We start from the raw sequence: 20995 nt of genomic DNA, 5'->3' as shown, positions 1-20995 counted from the left end.
AATCTCGGTCAGGTGGCCGCGTGATTGTGTTCGATGATGCGGATCTGACCGGTCTTCTCGCAGGTCGCGTATCCGTATCGTTTGGCGAAAAGCTCCCATGATGTCTGTTCGGGATCGCTGGGCAGATCTATGGCGCTGCCGTCGCCGAACTCGATGTGTAGATCGCCGTCGTCGTTGCACTCCACGACCTCGGCTCGATTGCCAAGCATTGTGAAGAGTGGTCGTTGCTCGTCGATGACATTCGCAGGGTTGATGCTGTCGTGTTCGACACCGAGTCCGCCGATGGGCGGAGACGTCAACGTGAACGGCGTCCACAGCACCAACTCGCAGTGGTCGTTGAAGAAGAACGTCAGAGTGTCGTCGAACGTGAGTCGTTCCACGATGTGACCTTGGATCCACAGGTGCATTGAGGCCTCCGTGTGTCGGACGTCACATCGACGATAACATCCGGCAGTCGGTCACCCAACCGCATCGATCAGGAATCGAGAAGCGTGGGCCGCGAACGCGCGGATAGCGTCACCGGTAGGACATCAACCAAGCGATGTCCACGCCAGACCTGGGAGGTCGTATAGCCATGAAGACGATGACATGTAAGCAACTGGGTGGGCCGTGCGAGGTTGAACTCCGTGGCGACAAGGCGGACGACGTCATCCACGCCCAAGACCGCCATTTGAAGGAAATGGTGGAGAAGGGCGACGCCACGCACGAAGGTGCGTTGAAGGATATGCAGGGCAGGTGGAAGCGACCCGTCGCGGGATTGGGTTGGTACCGAAGCACAAAGAAGGCTTTCGCGGCACTTCCCGAGGACTGATCACCTGCCCAGGTGGGCAGGTGATCGCGCAAGCGGAAACCAGGTGCCCCCGGCAGGACTCGAACCTGCGACCTAGAGATTAGAAGGCTCTTGCTCTATCCACCTGAGCTACGGAGGCGTGCCGATGACCGGCGCAGGCGAGTATATCGGCACGCGCGAACACAGGCGGACGCGAGTCACAGTCGGGTGGTGCCTACCCTGAAGGGGTGAGCACACCCAGTCCCGATTCGATCGATATCCGCCGCAGTGCGGCAGCAAGCATTGGCTGGGTGTTGGCCTGGGTGGCAGCTGCTGTTGCGGTGGCGGTCACCGCGGTCTCCGCCGGCGACGCACTGGATCTCGCCGGTGTCGGAGACCCGGGGACATTGACGCGGTATGGGCTGCCCACCGTTCAGACGATTGGTGAGATCGGTGCGGTGATCGCAGTCGGCGGCGCGTTGTTCGCAGCATTCTTCGTGCCGCCACAATCCGACGGCGTCCTCGACGTGGGCGGATATCGGGCGATCAAGTCCGCGTCGGTCGGCGCACTGATCTGGGCGGTGGCGGCCCTGCTGATGATCCCGTTGACCATCTCGGACACGTCGGGGTATCCGCTGTCGGAGACGTTGAGTCCCGACCGGATCATCACGGCATTTGATCAGGTCGCCGACGCTCGGTCCTGGTTGTGGACCGCGATCTTTGCGTTGATCTGTGCGATCGTCGCACGCATTGCCCTGCGATGGACCTGGACGCTGATCGTCTTGCCCCTGTCGATCTTGACGTTGATGCCGACCGCCCTGGCAGGGCATTCGTCGACCGGCGGAAGCCACGACGTCGCCACGAACAGTCTGATCCTGCACCTGGTCGGCGCCTGCCTGTGGATGGGTGGACTCTTCGCGGTCCTGATCTACGCCCGCGGTGCCGGACGCTACACACTGCTCGCGATCTCTCGTTATTCCCGTGTCGCGTTCTGGACATTCATCGTTGTCGGGGCCAGCGGCGTCATCAACGCGCTGGTCCGGGTGAAGATCGATCAGCTGTTCACCGAGACCTACGGGCAGTTGGTTCTGGCCAAGATCGTGGCGCTGGTTGTTCTGGGTGGATTGGGTGCGTGGCACCGGAAGGCCAGCATTCCGGCGATCGAGAAGGATGACAATCGGCGTCCGCTGATCCGATTCGCAGTAGTGGAGTTGCTCGTGTTCGCGGCAACATTCGGTATCGCCGTTGGTTTGTCGCGGACGCCTCCTCCGGTCAATGCAAACCCGTCGAACATGCCCGCTGCCGAACTGCTTCTGGGCTACCGAATCGATCACGAACCCACATTCGCGCGGATCTTCCTCGACTGGCGGTTCGACCTGCTGTTCGGAACCCTGGCGATTGTCATGGCCGTCGTCTACCTGCGCGGCGTGATCCGCTTGCGCCGCCGTGGAGATGCGTGGCCTATCGGTCGGACAATTGCCTGGATCCTGGGCTGCGCGGCGTTGTTGTTCGCCACCTCATCCGGACTCGGCAAATATGCGCCGGCGATGTTCAGCCTGCACATGATCGCGCACATGACGCTTTCGATGCTGACGCCGGTTCTGCTGGTGCTCGGTGGTCCGATGACGTTGGCGCTGCGGGCTCTGCGTCCGGCCGGAAAGAGCGCACCACCGGGACCGCGTGAGTGGATCCTGGCCATCCTCCACAGTCCGTACTCAAGGTTCATCACGCATCCGCTGGTGGCGTCGGTGCTTTTCGTCGGCAGCTATTACGTCCTCTATCTGGGGGGCCTGTTCGAGACGCTCGTCGATTATCACGCCGCACACGTTGCGATGAACTTCCACTTCATCGTCAGTGGCTATCTCTTCTACTGGGTGGTCATCGGGATCGACCCAGCGCCTCGAACGTTGTCGCCGGTTGCCAAGCTCGCAATGGTGTTCGGCTCGTTGCCTTTTCATGCCTTCTTCGGCGTGGCCCTGATGAGCACCGACAACGTCATCGCCCGCAGCTTCTACCAGAGCTTGATGTTGCCGTGGAATCCCGATCTGATGAGTGATCAACGGTTGGGCGGCGGCATCGCTTGGGCGGCCGGAGAGATTCCGCTCGTGCTGGTGATGCTGGCTCTGCTGGTGCAATGGAGTCGCCAGGACCTACGACAGGCCCGGCAGTTCGACCGACGTGCCGATCGTGACGAAGATGCAGAGTTGGCCAGCTACAACGCGATGTTGAAGCAGATGTCGCGAGAAGACCAACAGGAGTCGGTGGTTGCAACGAGCCCGGTTGGGGACAAGCCGGCAACTGACGAGTCGGGGGCCCCGGACTCGAGCGAACCCACTCCGGGGACTCGTTCCTGACCCTGCTGGATCGGGGTTTGCCACACCGGCGGTGATGCGACGGGGCTTCACTTGGTTTCACGAACCAAGCAACGCGGTCTAGTGGCACAACTCTCCTCGCTCGGACCCGAGCCCGCTCCCGAGAGTCCGATTCTCGTGGTCGAGATGATTCATCCGGACGGACTTGCACAATTCAATTGTGGGGCAGCATATTTCAGGGTGACGAAGGCTTGGCAGGAGTTGCCGAAGGTCATCAACCGGGCCTAGGTGGATGTGGGAACCACTTATGGCGCGGGCGGGTCGGCAACCAGGAGAAGCCATGTTCTCGGAGTTGCCGCGGCTCGACGTCAGGCGATGTCAAGGCGCCCCGATAGTGGCGCAGCAGTGCATGTTTCGGGAGTGAGTGGCTTCATTACGTCGCCACTTGCGACTGGGCCCGGATCCGTATCCGAGTCTTGGTCAGAAGACCCAACTGTGGGTGGTGCAGGAAGGGCGAGAAGCCTGCCGCGGATCGAACGAGCGTTTGGTACCAGGAGGGGTGACCCTGACAGTCGAGTCCTGATTCATTCGTTGATGTCATACACCACTTGCCATGCGCCGAAAGGTCTTCAAAGAGATGCCCAAGGTCCTTCGAGCTCGCCCGCGCAACTAGTTCAGCGTTGCCGTGAAAGGACGATTCGCCCACTTGTGCCTCTATGCGGTGGACACTTCGGACAGCATCTGACTATGGGCGAACATGCCGAGAGCGTTCGAGTCGTGCTTGGACCGAGATGCGACGGAATGACTTGAATAGACTGTGCCACACAGGTCTTGAGGCGGCCGGTGGCCCCTTTCGGGTGCGATACGTGCTCGTTGGGCGTTCGCCGGACTGCCCGCACCCCAACTGTATTTGGTCGCCGCCATCAGACCCTTCTGACTGCAGGCAAGGGTCATGCCCGCGAAACGGCGAGGGTGCTTCCTACGCGATCCGACTACCTTCGATGACTCAAGGGCATGGGCCGACAACCAGTGCAAATCGGTGTTGGCTTCCGCCGGCCGCTTCCAGTTGTGGAGCGCTTTGGTCCATGTATATGCCTGCTGCACAGCAGTTTTGATCGATCTACCGCTCTTGGAGCACTGTATTGCTCGACGTCGGATCTGCGATGCGCGCAACCGGGAGAACGAGAAATGTGGAGTAGCGGCACGTCGAACATCAACCTAGTCTGGGGCGCAACTAGGGCATACAATTTGGGTGGTTGATCCTCACAGCCGAACCTCTGATCAATCGCTGAAGTCACGCATCAGCTGACCCACCTAGGCGCGTCTACGTGGGTGACATCGTGCTCTGAAGAGTCTGTAGCGTCCACGGGTCAGGTATGGATAAATCCTGACCACATCGGGAAACTCCCTGTCGCACACTCGGACTGTCGAAGTGGTCTCGAGGAAACGAGCGTATCGGTGGTACCGCCGACCTACGTAACCCTATTCAACTCTCTCTTTGAATCGTAGGTGAACCGCAATGAAGCGGTTAATTTCTGCTGCCATTGCAGCACTATTCGTCCTTCTCGGTTTCCATATCATCCAGGCGCCAACCGCGAAAGCTGAGGCATGCCCTCCCTCGCAAAACTTTGTGGTCGGAGGGACTGGTGACCCGACAGGTGGAGGGGTGCCAAACGTTCCTCCAGGTCCGCGCACCAATATTGTTTATCCAGCGAGTATTTCGCCAGTAGGCGGCCATGTGTCAGGTGACGAATCCGTAAGGATTGGTACCGGAGGTCTGACCGATGCTGTCCAAACATTCCGGGCCAGATGTCCAGACTCTCAAGTCACCATCATCGGATACTCACTCGGAGCCATTGTCGTCTCGGACGTGTGCGACCGCTTGGATGGCACGAACACAACCTGTGTCACCTATGGCAATCCGAAACGTCAAAATGGCGGAATAATGGGTGTACTACCCACTTTTATGCCCGGGTTCACCTTTACGGGTTGGCGGGAATCGCCTCCAGGTAGCCCGGCAGTTGTTGAGATCTGTAATGAACGCGACTTGTACTGCTCGGCGCCAAATCCGTTACAGGATCCGCTGACATTCATCGATCGTGCAATTGGTACATACTGCGAGCAGCAACACGGTTATCCAGCTCCACGTGCGGACCGGGTATTGCCGTCTTTGGCAACACCTTTTCACACTCTGTCTTTGCGGAGCCTCGATCCATTGACCCGGAAGCTGGTTCCTCATGCACCTATTCGGGTGAAGTCGCCATACATTCCGACACCGTTCGGTGACTATCTTCCCCCGGTGCTGCGTGATGCATTGCCCTCGGTGATCACCGATTACATTCCGCCCCCGGTCTCTGACATTCTGCAGCCCGCGGCTGGTGACTTGCTTCTGCCTCCGGTGGGTGAAGTTGTACCTGCCGTCGCCAATGTCGTGCCTGCGGTGACTGACGCGGTGTCCCCACCGGATGATGTTGTTCCTGCGGTGACTGATGTCGTATCTGCGGTGCCTGTGGTGGACGATGTTGTATCTGCGGTGACCGATGCGGTGCCTGCGGTGGATGACGTCGTATCTGGGATCACTGATGCGGTGCCTGCGGTGGATGACGTCATATCTGGGATCACTGATGCGGTGCCTGCTGTGGATGAAGTGGTGCCCGCGATCGCCGATGTTATCCCTGCGGTGGCTGATCATGTTGCGCCTGCGCTGGTTGACGTGTTGCCGAATATTCCAGGGATGCCATGATCCAAAGGAATTCCGAAAGGACGCCGGTGATATTTAGAAAACCCGTATTCCAGTTCGTCGACCAGCCCCGGTTTGTCGCTGGCAACGCGACCAAAAATGGGCCGCACTGGACTATCTTGATCTCTCTATTTTGTTCTCAGATTGAATTCGCCTCAGGGCGAGAGGGTGTTAGCCATGCCGAAGCCATATCCGAAAGAATTCCGCCGAGAGGTAATCTCAGTCGCGCGCAATGGCGACTCTTCAATACGTCAGGTTGCTCGTGACTTCGGTATCTCAGATACCTGTTTGAAGCGATGGCTCAAACTCGCTGACCGCGAGGAGGATACAAACCCGTCGGCATCGCGGCCGGTTGGTGATGAGGCTGCTGAGTTGCGGGAGGCCCACAGAAAAATCAAAGAACTCGAGCAAGAAGTTGAGGTGATGCGCCTTGCTGTTGTGTATCTGTCCCGGAGCATCCATCCCAAATGATGTGCGCCTGAACAGTTCAGGAGGGCGAGTACGCTGATCATCCTCGACGTTGCCAGCGACGGAAAGTCGACCGCCGAGACTCTGCTGGGTTCTCCACTCGCTCGCGCGCCGTTGCATACATGCCACGGACTTCTGGGTTGTCTATATGGTGCGGCCATCTGATCGCCAGTCGGTCGGTTCGTGGGTTCGGTGTGTCAGGCTCCCTAAAGCGAGAGGTGTTGGGGCTGTGTCTTTCTCGAAACTCCGCCCGACCGGTGGACCATATTTGTTGATGCTGCGCACGGCGTGGACTCCACCGGTAGATCTTGCGTACCGTGTCGTACGCCCTCGCGTACAACGTGGGTGGTACCGGCCAGGAGGTTTCGAGCGAACCCACTCCGGGCGGTCCGCGGGTGACTCCCAACTAGGTGCAGCCTAGAATCTCGACACACATCAGCACAAAAGGCCTTCCGAGAAAATGCCAAAAGGCCATCGACTCCGTCCATCTCACCTTCCCAGGGATTGTCGCGATAGGTCGATTTATCCACTTTGAACCTATGCGTGGATACGCCGGTCCCAATGCCAGGCAATGCATGAACGTGTGACTCGGAGCTCGATATTCTGGAACAAGGCGCCGTTGTCCACGAATTTGATTCTGTCGCAATAGTATTGAGTTGATCAACGAAGACGCCGTTATGTGGATCCGGCTGCCACGAAAAGGCCCTGTATTTGGTCAACGCGGCCAGTGTCTTCCGATAGGCCTAGGCGTAGGTGGCCACCATTTGATGACGTGGGCGCCGTCGGCAACGAGCGGCAGTCAGGGTTCGGGTCTACCGTCGATCTGAAGTGCAGCTAGCTCGAGAGCTTCAATTCGAAAGCGGCAGCGTATGTTTCATGATGGATTGACTTCCCCGCATTCTCGCACTGCAGTGGTCGGGCACTATTTTGCCGACCGTCGGGCATGAGGCCATGGATTGGTGTGCTTAGGTGAGCACCTAGCCGTGGTTCAGGCGAGGGTCTAGTATTCAAGAGGTGTGATCCTCACAGTCAAGTCCTTATTCAGTCTTGAAGTCGCGCAACACCCTGTCGTGGGAAGGCGGGTCTGCGGCGGCTGGCATCGGGACTTTGTGCACAGCTGAGTAGGTCCACTGTGTCGGGCATGGATAAGCCTGGCGATTGCGGGGAATCTCCCGTTTGAATACTCGGGCTTCTGCAACGGGCCGCGAGTGAGTAAAGCGTGCCGGTGATATCCACCGAACCACGCATCATCATTGATCTCTGAACGAATCGTAGGTGAACCTCGTTGAAGCGACTAATTCCTGCTGTAATCGGAGCTCTGTTGACGTTTCTCGTTTTTCATGTTATCCAGGTGCCTGCGGCAAATGCCCAGGTATGTCCTGCCTCGCAGAATTTTGTGGTCGGCGGGACCGGGGACCCGAACAGCGTGAACGTGCCAAATGTTCCCGGCGGACCGCGTACCAATATCATTTATCCAGCGAGTATCTCGCCTGTCGGGGGCTACGTGTCGGGTGACGAGTCCGTTCGGATCGGTACCGAAGGTCTGACGAATGCCGTCAACTCGTTCCGTGCCAGATGTCCGGGTTCGGGTGTGACCATAGTCGGATACTCGCTCGGAGCCATCGTCGTGTCGGACGTGTGCGACCGATTGGATGGCAGAAACACGACCTGTATTACCGAAGGCAATCCGAAACGTCTGCCAGGGCCGGACGGCGCCGGGATCTTCGGTGTGTTGCCCACTTTCATACCTGGCTTTCATTTCACGGGTTGGCGCGTGGCGCGGGCAAACGGGCCGGCAATAGTCGAGATATGCAACCTTCGCGACCTCTACTGTGATGCGGTCAATCCGTTGAAAGATCCATTGACATTCGCCGAACGTGCGATTGGGACGTATTGCCAGGCGCAGCACGCTTATCCAGCGCCATGTGCCAATCCGGTGTATCCGTCGTATCCGGTGCCCTGGGATGTGCCGAATCCACGTGATCTCGAGCCAGTGATGGACCAGTTGGTGCCTACCGCGCCTATTCGAGCATTGAATGCACCTTATATACCGACTCGGCTGGGCGACTTTCTTCCTCCTGTGCTTGCGGCAGCATTACCGAATTCGGTGACCGACTATATTCCGCCTCCGGTACCTGACTGGGCGATGGCCGGGTGGAATGACATTGTCACTGCGATCCTCAATGCTCTACCCGCGGCTGCTGATGTGCCGGCTGTGGTGCCTGCTGTGGCTGCCGATGTGCCTTCTGTGGTTCCGGATGTGGTGCCTGCGGTGTCTACGGATGTGCCTTCTGCGGTACCTGATGTATCGGTGGCCGATGTCTCGCCTCCGGTGTCAGATACTGCGGTGTCAGATACTGCGCCATCTACCGTCGGTACTGCTGTACTTACGGTGGCTGACATCTCGCCTGCGGTGGTCGATACACCGGCCATAGTGTCCGACGCTCTTCCGCCTGTGGTCGAAGACGCCATTGCTGTTGTCAACGATGTCGGGTCTGCATTGAATGATGCCGCGTCGTCTGTGGTCGGTGGTGTCGTGCCGGCTGTCGGTGACGCTGTGTCGACTTCGGTCGCTGATCAGGTGCCACCGTCGATAGGTGCTGTCCTGCCGAATATTCAGGGATTGCCATGAGCGCCAACGATTCCGAATTGAATGCAGCGAAAACACATGTTCCTGTCCATGGGCAAAGCTCGGATGGTCGTTGGGATCGTGATCAACAATGAACCGCACCGGACGACGGAAACTTGGTCCGGTGTGTTCACGCGTGAGATCCATCTCGCGTTGAAAGGACGGTTGTAATGCCTAAGCCCTACCCGAATGACTTTCGCCGCGAGGTGATCTCAGTCGCTCGCAATGGCGAGGCTTCAGTGCGTCAGGTCGCGAGTGATTTCGGGATCTCTGAAACGTGTTTGAAGCGGTGGCTCAAGATCGCCGATCGCGAGGGCCGTATCAACGGACCGACTTCGGGATCCGTCACTGACGGCGCTGCTGGTTTGCGGGAAGCACGCAAGAGGATCAAAGAACTCGAGCAGGAAGTCGAGGTGATGCGCCAGGCCGTTGTGTACCTGTCGAAGAGCATGATTTCACAGTGAACTTCCGGGAGTGCTCTGCTCATGAGGCCGGCGTCCAGCCGGTACATGTTTGACTTCGGCAGGCACCAAGCCCAGATCGGCACATTCGTGCCAGGCATCCTCGCATGGTTCGTGGCACGCGCACGCGAGGTGGTTACGGTCCGGCGCCCACCCGAGGTGCCCGGGAACTCCATGGTGATGTTGCGACGTTGCTATCAAGGGTGATGGGCCTCTACCGGCTGACGGGCGACGTCGGCAACCGTGATTGCGCGGTGGCGGGCGAAAGTCTCTCCGGCGATTGGATAGGGTTGTGGGGTGCAAAGTCGGCTCACCTCCGTGTGCAGCGTGTCAAAATCGGACAACGCTTCATCCCGGAGAACTGACCCGGCTCAGCGGAGGGCAGAACAAGGGCAATCCCTACGCCCATTACCCCTAAACAGCAGGTAGGAAGGCCACCAGATGCCAGAGTTCATCTATACAATGAAAAAAGTGCGAAAAGCACACGGCGACAAGGTGATTCTCGACGATGTCACCATGTCGTTCTACCCGGGCGCGAAGATCGGTGTGGTCGGCCCCAACGGTGCCGGTAAGTCGTCGATCCTGAAGATCATGGCCGGCATCGATCAGCCGTCCAATGGCGAGGCATTCCTCGACCCCGACGCGAGCGTCGGCATCCTCATGCAGGAACCCAAGCTCAACGAAGAAAAGACTGTTCGACAGAACGTCGAAGAGGGCATGGGCCTGATCAAGGAACAGCTCGACCGGTTCAACGAGATCGCCGAACTGATGGCAACGGACTACTCGGACGAGCTCATGGAAGAGATGGGCAAGCTGCAGGAAGCCCTCGACCACGGCGACGCCTGGGACCTGGACTCACAGCTCGAACAGGCGATGGACGCGCTGCGCTGCCCGCCGGCGGACGAGCCCGTCACCCACCTCTCCGGTGGTGAGCGTCGTCGCGTCGCACTGTGCAAGCTGCTGCTGCAGAAGCCGGATCTGCTGCTCCTTGATGAGCCCACCAACCACCTCGACGCCGAGAGTGTCCTGTGGCTCGAGCAGTACCTCGCGTCTTACCCGGGCGCTGTGCTGGCCGTGACCCACGACCGGTACTTCCTCGATCACGTCGCGCAGTGGATCTGTGAGGTCGACCGCGGAAAGCTCCACCCGTACGAGGGCAACTACTCGACGTACCTGGAGAAGAAGGCCGCGCGGCTCGAGGTTCAGGGCAAAAAGGACCAGAAGCTGCAGAAACGCCTCAAAGAGGAGCTGGCTTGGGTGCGGTCCGGCTCCAAGGCCCGCCAGACCAAGAACAAGGCCCGCCTCGGCCGATACGAAGAGATGGCCACCGAAGCCGAGAAGATGCGCAAGCTTGACTTCGAGGAAATCCAGATCCCGACGCCGCCGCGCCTCGGTGATGTGGTCGTCAACGTCAGCCACCTCGACAAGGGTTTCGACGGTCGGGTGCTGATCAAGGACCTGTCGTTCACCCTGCCGCGTAACGGCATCGTCGGCGTCATCGGCCCCAACGGTGTCGGTAAGACCACGCTGTTCAAGACCATCGTCGGACTCGAAGAACCCGATTCGGGTGAGGTCAAGGTCGGCGACACGGTCAAGCTCAGCTACGTCGACCAGAACCGCGCGAACATCGACCCGAAGAAGAACGTCTGGGAAGTTGTCTCCGATGGCCAGGACTTCATCACGGTCGGTCAGAACGAGATGCCGTCGCGCGCCTACGTCAGCGCATTCGGGTTCAAGGGACCGGACCAGCAGAAGCGCGCCGAGGTGCTCTCCGGTGGTGAACGCAACCGCCTGAACCTGGCGCTGACCCTCAAAGAGGGCGGCAACCTGATCCTGCTCGATGAGCCGACCAACGACCTCGACGTCGAGACCCTCGGTTCGCTGGAGAACGCGCTCGAACTGTTCCCGGGCTGTGCTGTGGTCATCTCGCACGACCGTTGGTTCCTCGACCGCACCTGTACCCACATCCTGGCGTGGGAAGGCAACGTCGAAGAGGGCAAGTGGTTCTGGTTCGAGGGCAACTTCGAGGCGTACGAGGCCAACAAGATCGAGCGTCTCGGAGCCGAGGCCGCCCGCCCGCATTCTGTGACACACCGCAAGCTGACACGCGATTAGCAATTCGCCGACCGCCCGCGATCACTACATTTGAAGGCAGACCCCCGGAGATCCCGGGGGAGACCGATCAACTGGAGTGTGACGGTAATGGTCGGATCGACGCAGTCTGATTTCGCGGACATACCGTCCGACGATCTGCCGGAACCCATGAAAGCCCTGCTGGGACAAGCAATCAGTGGGTACTTTCACGGACCGGGCACCCGTCGGCAGAAGACATGGGAAGAGCTGGGATCGGCACAACGATCCCAGCTCTTCCGGCATCTGGGGCTGGGACACATCCGATCCCCGGGCACAGCGGTCATCGACATCGATCACGACGGCGGGTCGGTGTTGATCGCAATGGTTGCCGACGACATGCCGCTGCTTGTCGAGTCGGTGGTGGCCGGTATCGAGGCGGCCGACCTGATGGTCGTCCGCATCGATCACCCGATTCTTCCGGTTGTCCGTGACGAGAACGGCGTGCTGCTGGAAGTCGACGGGTCCGGGGCTGCCGACGACGTCGTCGCCGGGCGTGGCCGGATCACCGAATCGTGGATCTACGTCGAGGCGACGCCGACCACCTCGACGATCGATCTCGAACGAGTCCGGGCAGAGCTCGACACCGTGGTTGCCCGGATTCGCGACGTCAATCGCGATCGAGACGTCATGATCGGTCTGATCGGTGGCCTTGCCGATGTATTCGGTTCCTATACGACAGCAGACGTGCCCGACGGTATCGACCGCGCGACGGCATCGGACCATGCCCAGATGCTCGGCTGGCTCGCCGAGCATCATTTTTCGGCTTATGGCTACGTGCACTGCGTAGGAACTGCCGGCAACCGGACTGCCGAACCGGAGACGGGTCTGGGTATCTGGCGGGGCGATACCGCGGCGCACAGAACCGATCCCGGGGCCGGCCCGGTGACGGTGCAACAGCTCTATCTTCCGACGCGTATCCAGCGATCGAACTTTCCCACCCTGATCACGGTCGCCGACTACGACACCGACGGCACCCGAAAAGGCGATCACGTTTTTGTCGGGACCTTCACATCGACGGCGCTGCACGAGAACATCCTGGCGATTCCGGTGATCGACACCAAGGCCGGCGACGTGCTGGCCAAGGCAAAGTTCGATCCCAGCTCTTTCAACGGCATGGCAATGCTCGAGCTGATGCAGACCCTGCCACGCACCGAACTGTTCTCGATGTCTGCCGACGAACTCGCGCGAACGCTGTCAGCGGTCCTCGAGGCCGTACCGAATCGACAGATACGGGTGTTCCTGCGCCCTGACCCCGCGGGCGAAATCGTCTCTGCGCTGGTCTATCTGCCTCGAGACCGCTACACCACCCGGCTACGTGAGACATTGCAGAAACTGCTGCTCGACGAACTCGGAGGTGGGCATCTGGAATACACCGCCCGGGTCAGTGAATCCGCACTGGCACAGTTGCACGTGGTGATGCGGGTCCGAGCGCGGGATTGTCGTGAACTCGGCAGCCTCGCAGTGGGCACTCCGGGACAGATTGCGTTGCAGGACAAGATGGTCGAGGCAGCGCGTGGCTGGGACGAGTTGCTCCGTGAAGTCGCCGTTGGCGATGCCGGGGATCTCGATGAGATCGCGTTCTACGCCGCGACCCTGCCCGACAGTTACAAAGACGTGCGGAGCCCGGCGGAGGCCTATGTCGACGTCGCGATAGTCGATTCCCTCGGCGACGGCGACTTCTATGTTCGGCTGTACCGGCCCGCCGCCGATATAGAGCGCAGTGATCAGGATTGGCGCTTCGCGTTCTATCTGTGCGGACGCCCGGCGACCTTGACGGAGATCCTGCCGGTCTTGCACAGCCTGGGCGTCAACGTCCTCGACGAACGTCCTCTCGAGATCGAGCGCCAGGACGGCCATCGGTGTTTCGTATACGAATTCGGGCTCTCTCTGGCCGACGGGATGACGGTCGACGAACAGAATGTCGCCGACGTCGAACATCGTTTCACCGAGGCATTTTCGCAGATCTGGCGTGGCGACGCCGCGGTCGACAACTTCAACGAACTGATCTTCCGATGTGGTCTGACCTGGCAGGAGGTGGCCATGCTGCGCGCCTACGCGCGCTATCTGCGCCAATGTGGAAGTTCCTACAGCACAACACATGTGGCGTCGGTACTCGGAACGAACACGGTGGTCACCAAGTCGCTGGTCGAACTCTTCCGGGCTTCCTTCGACCCGCAGGGCGCCGACGAAGACCGTCGCAACGATGTACTCGAACGCCTATCCGTGGCAATCGGCGACATCATCAGCATGGATGTCGACCGGATCGTCAATGCCTATGTCTCCGCACTGAAGGCCACTGTTCGCACCAACTACTTCGGCACCGACCGGGCCGGATTGCAGCACCAGACCCTCAGTTTCAAACTCCGGCCACGCGAGATTCCCCAAACCCCGTTGCCAAGGCCGTTGTTCGAGATCTATGTGTATTCGCCGCGCGTCGAGGGCGTGCACCTGAGATTCGGGTCGGTTGCGCGTGGTGGTCTGCGCTGGTCCGATCGGCAGGAGGACTTCCGCACCGAGGTCCTGGGACTGGTCAAGGCGCAGGCCGTCAAGAATGCGGTGATCGTGCCGGTCGGGTCGAAAGGTGGGTTCGTGGTCAGGCGTCCGCCGCTGCCGACCGGAGACGCCGCTGCCGATCGCGAGGCGGTCCGCAACGAAGGCATCGCATGCTATCGGCGATTCATCTCCGGACTGCTCGATGTCACCGACAACATCGACGCGAAGTCGGGAGAGGTCGTCGGGCCTCCCGAAGTGGTCCGCCGCGACAGCGACGACCCGTATCTGGTGGTGGCCGCAGACAAGGGGACTGCCTCGTTCTCCGACATCGCCAATGATGTTGCCGGACAGTACGAGTTCTGGCTGGGCGATGCGTTTGCCTCGGGTGGTTCGGCCGGATACGACCACAAAGCCATGGGAATCACCGCCCGGGGTGCCTGGGAAGCGGTGAAGCGGCACTTCCGGGAGATGGGTTCCGATACCCAGACCGACGATTTCACCGTCGTCGGGATCGGGGACATGAGCGGCGATGTGTTCGGCAACGGAATGTTGTTGTCCGAGCACATCCACCTGGTCGCCGCATTTGATCACCGGCACGTGTTCATCGATCCGGACCCCGCCGCCGCCGCGTCGTTCGCCGAACGCCGACGACTGTATGACCTGCCTCGATCCTCGTGGGCCGACTACCGCGCCGACCTGATCAGCGAAGGCGGCGGAGTGTGGGCGCGCGATCAGAAGTCGATACCTATCAGCCCCCAGATCGCCGACGCGCTGGGACTGGCTCATGACATCACGGCGCTGTCCCCGCCAGAACTCATCCGGGCGATCCTGCTCGCGCCGGTTGACCTGCTGTGGAACGGGGGCATCGGGACCTATGTGAAGGCCAGTACCCAGTCCCAGGAACAAGTGGGCGACAAGGCCAACGACACCATCCGGGTCAACGGAAACGAGTTGCGCGCCAAGGTCGTCGGGGAAGGCGGCAACCTCGGGCTGACGGAACTCGGGCGTATCGAGTTCGCGCTCGGCGGCGGCCGGGTGAACACCGACGCGATGGACAACTCTGCCGGTGTCGACTGTTCTGACCATGAGGTCAACATCAAGATACTGCTCGATTCCCAGGTCTCGACGGGCAAATTGCCTGCTGCCCAGCGAAACCCACTGCTCGAGTCGATGACGACCGAGGTGGGGGATCTGGTTTTGGCCGACAACGTCTCGCAGAACGCCGAACTCGGTACCAGCCGGGCCAGTGCCGACCAGACGGAAGAGGTCTACCGGCGGTTGCTCAAGGAGATGGCAGGGCGCGGCGTCGACCTGCGACTCGAGGCGCTGCCCCGTCCGGACGAATTGGCCAAACGCGGAAGTGCCACCGGCCGTCACGGTTTGACCTCGCCCGAACTGGCCACTGTGATGGCGCACGTCAAGCTCCTGCTGAAGGCCGACATGCTCGCGGGCGAACTCCCGGACAACGATGTGTTCTCGCCACGCCTGAGCGCCTATTTCCCGGCCGCGTTGCGGGAGCGCTTCGAAGAGGGGATCGCGACCCATCAGCTGCGTCGAGAGATCGTGACAACCACGGTGGTGAACGATCTGGTGGACAACGGCGGCATCACGCACGTCTTCCGCCTCTGCGAGGGCAGCGGCGGCGAGCCGGTCGACGTGGTGCGGTCCTATCAGGTGGTCACCGAGGTCTTCGGCTTGCACGCACTGTGGTGGGCGATCGCCGCGGCCCCGTGTCCGGTCCCGACCACCGACGCGATGATCGTCTACACCCGACGGCTCCTGTTCCGGGCGTCCCGGTGGATGATCGCAGGCCGGCCACAACCCCTGGCGATGGCCGCGGAGGTCACCCGTTACGGCGAACTGGTCGCCGAGTTGTCTCCGCGTCTGCCTGGTTGGCTACGTGGTGCGTCGGCGAGCGTTGTCGACCATCACGCCGCACGGCTGGTCGGCGACGGTGTCCCCGACGATGTCGCACAGGCCGTCGCACTGAGCCTTCACCGGTTCTGCCTCCTCGACATCATCGATGCCGCCGAGATCTCGGATCGTGACCCGGCGGAGGTCGGTGACCTGTACTTCGCGCTGATGGATCACCTCGGGGTGGAGAAACTGCTCAGCGCGGTCTCCGATCTCGACCGCATCGACCGATGGCACTCGTTGGCGCGCCTGGCATTGCGCGATGATCTGCACCAGGCGCTGCGATCGCTGTCTCTGGTGATCCTGGACTCCGGTGAACCCGAAGAATCGGCGGACGAGAAGATAGCCGAGTGGGAACTGCACAACACCTCGAGGTTGTCCAGGGTCCGCGCGACACTCTCGGACATCTCCGAGAGTGGAAACCTCGACCTGGCAACCCTGTCGGTCGCAGCTCGACAATTGAGGAGCATCATCCGCTGATGGCTGATCTGACACTGTCCGCCCGTGACCGTATTGATCTCGCGGCTTTCGCCGGCCGCGCCCTGCGAGCAGACGACGTCGCCGTGATCCGGATCAAGCGGCGTGGGGACGGATTGCTCGGCGTCTGGGTCAACACCGGATTCGATGTCCTGGCCAGCCGTGTCGTGGCCGGTTCGATGTCCGGTGACGACGTGGTGTGTGGGGCGTCCGAGCTGCGAAAGGCGTTGCGGGCGACCAAAGACGATCCCGGGGCGACAACCGTCGACACCGGGTTCGCCCTCGACAGCGCCTGGCGCGGTGCGTTGCCTTCCACCGACGGATTCACCCACATCGACGACATACCCGCGCGGGTACTGGTGCAACTGTCCAGGACCGGGGCCGAGGTCGCACGCACACAGGGCAGCGGCCACGGACCACCGACCTCGCTGCTCGATCAGCGGGTGGTCGACGTCTCGTCGGAGTCATCCGATCAGGTCATCGGGGTATCGATGCGATCGGTTTTTGCGCTGACCGCCATGGGCTTCGTGCGCCAGGCCGACAACCGCGACGTCACCGAGACATCGCCCATCGAAGACATCGACGACGCCGAAATGGTCCGGGTCCGGGCCACCGCCGTGTGGGCACGACTAGACGCCAGATTCGGATCGGTTTACCAGCGCCGAACCATGTCTTTGGGGCTGTCGGTCAACTAGCGGTGCCCGGCCGCGCGGGCGACCGGGCCATCAGGGTGGTCAGACGAGCCAGGCCGCCGCATTGGGCGGGAGTTGGCCATCGACCAGCGGTGCGCTGGAGAGCAGGACCTCACCCGGAGGCAACCCGATCGGTTCCTCGCCTGCATTGAGGGCGCAGACCAACCTGCCGAGCGATCGACGGAATGCCAGGCACCCGGTCGGGGCGCCGTACCACTCGATGGCCTCGCCGGCGAACTCCGGACGAGTCTTGCGGAACTCGATTGCCTGCCGATACAGCGACAGCGTCGAGTTCAGGTCTTCGAGCTGATTCTCGACGGTCAGCGCCGCCCACTCCGCGGGGATCGGCAGCCAGGTGTCCGGGTTGGTCGAGAACGCGAACGGGGGAGCAGTGCCCTCCCAGGGCAGCGGTACGCGGCAGCCATCGCGGCCGCGTTCGGTGTGCCCCGAGCGCTCCCAGACCGGATCCTGCAAAACCTCGTCCGGTAGGTCGACATTGGGTAGTCCGAGTTCGGCACCGTTGTAGATGAACACCGCGCCGGGTAGTGCGAGTTCGACCAGGATCATCGCCCGGGCGCGGTCGATGCCGGCCTGTGGTGAGTCGTCGGACGCGTAGCGGGTGACCTCGCGCTCGACGTCGTGGTTCGAGAGCGTCCAGGTCGGTGTGCCCGAGACGTACGCGACTGCCTCCAGCGAATGCTCGATCGCAGCGCGGACAGCCTCGGACTCGAAGGGGATCTTGGCGAGCCGGAAATTGAATCCCAGGTGGAGTTCGTCGGGACGCACGTATTCGGCGAAGCGTTCGTTGTCCTGCACCCAGATCTCGCCGACGGTCATCGCGTCGGGATAGTCGTCGAGCACCGCGCGGATCTGGCGATGGATGTCGTGGACACCCGGGTTGTTGAACCGCGGATCGTCATCGGCGTTGCTGAGCAGGCCGACGTCCTCGAGATCCATGTCGGGCAGCCCTTCGGGCTTGGCCATTCCGTGGGCGACGTCGATCCGGAATCCGTCGACACCGCGGTCGAGCCAGAACCTCAAAGTCTTCTCGAGGTCGGCGAAGACCTCCGGATTCTCCCAGTTCAGGTCCGGCTGTTCGGGGGCAAAGATGTGCAGAAACCACTGGCCCGGTTCACCATTCGGTTCGGTGACCCTGGTCCAGGCCGGCCCGCCGAAGACGCTGCTCCAGTTGTTGGGCGGTTCGCTGCCGTCTTCTCCGCGCCCGTCGCGGAAGATGTATCGTTCGCGGGCCGCGCTGCCGGGCTCAGAGGCGAGTGCCTCGACGAACCAGGCGTGCTGGTCGCTGGTGTGGTTGGGGACAAGGTCCATGGTGACCTTGATGTCGCGTTCGTGAGCTTCGCGGATGAGGTTGTCCAGCGACTCGAGGCCGCCGAACAGTTCATCGATATCGCGTGGGTCCGAGACGTCGTAACCGTGGTCGGCCATCGGGGACTTCATCACCGGGCTGAGCCAGATGGCATCGACACCGATCAGTTCCAGGTAGCCCAGCTTGTCGATCACACCGGGGATGTCGCCGACACCGTCACCGTTGTCGTCGGAGAAGGAGCGGGGGTAGATCTGATAGAAGATCGCGTTCTGCCACCACCGGGGAAAGCCCGGGTCGGCCGGTGTGTGATCTTCCGCCGAAGCATTACTCGCGGCCTCGGAAAGATCATTCGTCTCATCACTCACGTGATTTATCTTGCCTCACGACCTGCAGGACGTCACGGTCACGTCGCCGTGGCAGGTCTCTCAGTCAGATCGGGGAGTTCATCATCGAGTCGGCTGCCATCTCGACGTAGTCGGTCAGAGCCTGTCGATGATTGTCATCCAGACGAGCCGAGTCGATCGACGCAATAGCGATGTGCATGCACCGCAGCCATGCCGCCTTCTCGATGGGACCGATCCGGAAGGGATTGTGCCGCATTCGCAGTCTCGGGTGGCCCCGTTCGTCCGAGTACGTCCGAGGCCCACCCCAGTACTGCACGAGGAACATGCGCATCCGTCGCTCGGCCGGACCGAGGTCTTCTTCGGGGTAGAGCGGTCGCAGGATCTCGTCCTTCGCGACTTCCTCGTAGAAACGGGCAGTGAGGTCGGTAAAGGTCTGTTCGCCACCCACTGCCTCGTAAAACGTCTGCGGAGAAGTAGTCACGGCTCCATTGTTCCACCCGGTGAGCGCATCGGTGTGGGCGCCGCCCGTCGGCTACTTCTGGGCCCGGACATCCAGTGTTCACATACCTGGCGGCGAGCGGCCTGCATTTTGCCTCGCATTTGTTCGGCATCCGTGTTGAACTGAATCGTTCCCATCGAGGTCGGTTGGTTTGGCCGGGAGGTTAGATGTCGCGGACGAAGGTGCAGCGTAAGAAGGGTCACGCGGGGTATGACCGCGGCCCGACCACAACTGATGGACGCGTGAGAACGCACGGTGAGGCAAGCGTGTCCACGCTGGACACCGGCCCCCGTTCCATCGACGCGATCGGTGTGCCGCCCGGGGGCGGAACCAATTCGCGCTGGGGCAAGCACCGCGTGCTGCTCCTGAATGCGACCTATGAGCCGCTTGCCGCGATCTCGATACGCAGGGCAATTGTGTTGGTGCTCCGTGAGCGGGCCGATGTCATCCATGAGGACGGCGCCGGCCCGCTCATTCATTCGGCGGAGATGGCGATAGCCGTGCCGTCGGTGATCAGGCTGCGGACGTACGTGCGGGTTCCGTATCGCGCAGTCATCCCGATGACGAGGGCCGCACTGATGCAGCGCGACCGCACGCGCTGCGGCTACTGCGGCGGTAAAGCCGACACGATCGACCATGTGGTGCCGCGCAGTCGCGGCGGAACCCACACCTGGGACAACTGCGTTGCCTGCTGCGCGTCCTGCAACCACAAGAAAGCCGACCGCCTGCTCTCAGAACTCGGCTGGACGCTCAAGGTCGCCCTGACCGCGCCGAAGGGCCGGCACTGGCGACTGCTTGCGACGGTGAAGGATTTCGATCCGGCATGGTCGCGGTATCTGGATGTAGGTGCGGCCTGAGTCAGATCTCTGCGGCATCGGAGCAGGGTGTTCCGACGCGCCGGGCGACCCTCGGCGAAGCAAGCGCCGGTGCCGTCGGCTAAGTTTTGACACAAGAGTCGAGCGGTTCTGAAGGGCGGAACGATGGAAGACCTGATTGTGGCGGTCGGCATACCGACCATCATCATCACTCTCATTTCTGTGGTGATGGTTGTCGGAGCGTTGGTGTTCACCAGCGGTGTCAAGTACCCGAAGGTGAAGTTCTACACAATCGACCAGAAGTGGGAGCACGGACCGTTGCTGCTCAGCGCAACTGAGGCAAAACCTGTGGCCCCGCTGTATCACGGGCACGGCACGGACGATTTGATCGGAGGCTCGGCAAGTGGCAAGTGGTGATGTGGTCAAGTCAACTGTCGATCCCGAATCGCTCCCCATGGGCTCGGCCCTGACCCTCAGCGGTCGGGTCTCGGCAGCCCGTTTCCCGACGGACGTGCCTTCCACGCCGCCGTTCAAGACCGACGAACTGGTCGCACTGGACGAGGCATTGTTCGACGCAACCGATGAGACGGCCATCCGTTTCTCGGTGTACATCGGAGACCTCGGCGCCGACGCCGTCGCGGGTGCCGCGGCGATCCTGCCGAACGCGCCTGAGCCCGAGCACGCCGTACTGATCGCGGTCTCGCCGAACACCAAGGACGTCGTGGTCGTCTCCGGCAAAGAGGTCGCCGCACGTCTCAACGATCGGGTGGCCCAGCTCGGGGTCACCGCGGCAATCGCAGGCATCCGGTCCGGTGACCTCGTCGACGGACTGATCTCCGCCATCCGGGTCATGGCCGCGGCAGTCACGGTTCGCTGATCCGAATCTCCAAGCAACACGTCTGAACAGACGCGTCTGAACGAA

At 61.3% G+C, this 20995-nt stretch carries 14 protein-coding genes, 1 tRNA gene and 1 pseudogene; 12 read left to right on the top strand and 4 right to left on the bottom strand.

The features are described from left to right. Window positions 1-8: 8 nt before the first annotated feature. The gene (locus AC1D75_RS18955; RefSeq protein ID WP_495516837.1) at window positions 9-407 is read right to left on the bottom strand and encodes a DUF6188 family protein; all 399 of its coding nucleotides are present in this window, start codon (window positions 405-407) and stop codon (window positions 9-11) included. A 167-nt stretch (window positions 408-574) separates the two neighbouring features. On the opposite strand from AC1D75_RS18955, the gene AC1D75_RS18950 reads away from it, so the two are divergent. Continuing rightward, a complete protein-coding gene (locus AC1D75_RS18950) occupies window positions 575-811 on the top strand; it encodes a hypothetical protein (RefSeq protein ID WP_495516836.1) in 237 nt (78 codons plus the stop codon). A 44-nt stretch (window positions 812-855) separates the two neighbouring features. On the opposite strand, the gene AC1D75_RS18945 is transcribed toward AC1D75_RS18950, so the two are convergent. Next, window positions 856-929: transfer RNA gene (locus AC1D75_RS18945), tRNA-Arg, on the bottom strand. A gap of 88 nt (window positions 930-1017) precedes the next feature. Here AC1D75_RS18945 and AC1D75_RS18940 point away from each other — a divergent pair. The 8 genes and pseudogenes from AC1D75_RS18940 to AC1D75_RS18905 all read left to right on the top strand — a co-directional run bounded on the left by AC1D75_RS18940 (window position 1018) and on the right by AC1D75_RS18905 (window position 17091). Further along, on the top strand, window positions 1018-3123 hold the full coding sequence (locus tag AC1D75_RS18940) for a bifunctional copper resistance protein CopD/cytochrome c oxidase assembly protein (RefSeq protein ID WP_495516835.1): 2106 nt from the start codon (window positions 1018-1020) through the stop codon (window positions 3121-3123). A gap of 1477 nt (window positions 3124-4600) precedes the next feature. Continuing rightward, window positions 4601-5824, top strand: coding sequence for a cutinase family protein (locus tag AC1D75_RS18935; protein WP_495516834.1), 1224 nt, complete (start codon window positions 4601-4603; stop codon window positions 5822-5824). 174 nt (window positions 5825-5998) lie between these two features. Next, window positions 5999-6292, top strand: coding sequence for a transposase (locus AC1D75_RS18930; RefSeq protein WP_495516833.1), 294 nt, complete (start codon window positions 5999-6001; stop codon window positions 6290-6292). Window positions 6293-7610: 1318 nt separating this feature from the next. Next, entirely contained in the window at window positions 7611-8921 is a 1311-nt protein-coding gene (locus AC1D75_RS18925) for a cutinase family protein (protein WP_495516832.1), read from the top strand. Between the two features lie 167 nt (window positions 8922-9088). Next, window positions 9089-9364, top strand: a pseudogene (locus AC1D75_RS18920) (transposase); the annotation flags it as partial. A gap of 456 nt (window positions 9365-9820) precedes the next feature. Next, complete coding sequence (ettA, locus tag AC1D75_RS18915; protein WP_495516831.1) at window positions 9821-11494, top strand: energy-dependent translational throttle protein EttA; 1674 nt, start codon at window positions 9821-9823, stop codon at window positions 11492-11494. Window positions 11495-11581: 87 nt separating this feature from the next. Further along, window positions 11582-16399, top strand: a complete 4818-nt coding sequence (locus AC1D75_RS18910; protein ID WP_495516830.1) for an NAD-glutamate dehydrogenase — start codon at window positions 11582-11584, stop codon at window positions 16397-16399. After that, on the top strand, window positions 16399-17091 hold the full coding sequence (locus AC1D75_RS18905; protein ID WP_495516829.1) for a DUF8185 domain-containing protein: 693 nt from the start codon (window positions 16399-16401) through the stop codon (window positions 17089-17091). Before AC1D75_RS18910 ends, AC1D75_RS18905 begins: the two co-directional genes overlap by 1 nt. A gap of 39 nt (window positions 17092-17130) precedes the next feature. On the opposite strand, the gene AC1D75_RS18900 is transcribed toward AC1D75_RS18905, so the two are convergent. Then, window positions 17131-18780 (bottom strand): glycoside hydrolase family 13 protein, encoded by a 1650-nt coding sequence (locus AC1D75_RS18900; RefSeq protein WP_495516828.1) that lies wholly within the window; start codon window positions 18778-18780, stop codon window positions 17131-17133. A 64-nt stretch (window positions 18781-18844) separates the two neighbouring features. Continuing rightward, the gene (locus tag AC1D75_RS18895) at window positions 18845-19240 is read right to left on the bottom strand and encodes a globin (protein WP_495516827.1); all 396 of its coding nucleotides are present in this window, start codon (window positions 19238-19240) and stop codon (window positions 18845-18847) included. A gap of 185 nt (window positions 19241-19425) precedes the next feature. Here AC1D75_RS18895 and AC1D75_RS18890 point away from each other — a divergent pair, with 185 nt between their 5' ends. From AC1D75_RS18890 to AC1D75_RS18880, 3 genes are all read left to right on the top strand, one after another. Next, window positions 19426-20115, top strand: coding sequence for an HNH endonuclease (locus tag AC1D75_RS18890; protein WP_495516826.1), 690 nt, complete (start codon window positions 19426-19428; stop codon window positions 20113-20115). A 123-nt stretch (window positions 20116-20238) separates the two neighbouring features. Further along, complete coding sequence (gene ctaJ, locus AC1D75_RS18885) at window positions 20239-20490, top strand: aa3-type cytochrome oxidase subunit CtaJ (protein ID WP_495516825.1); 252 nt, start codon at window positions 20239-20241, stop codon at window positions 20488-20490. Then, window positions 20477-20950, top strand: coding sequence for a DUF5130 family protein (locus AC1D75_RS18880; protein ID WP_495516824.1), 474 nt, complete (start codon window positions 20477-20479; stop codon window positions 20948-20950). Before ctaJ ends, AC1D75_RS18880 begins: the two co-directional genes overlap by 14 nt. The last annotated feature ends 45 nt before the right edge of the window (window positions 20951-20995 follow it).

This window comes from Williamsia sp. Y712 (genome assembly GCF_059445525.1).
This window is presented reverse-complemented; position numbering and strand designations above follow the sequence as displayed.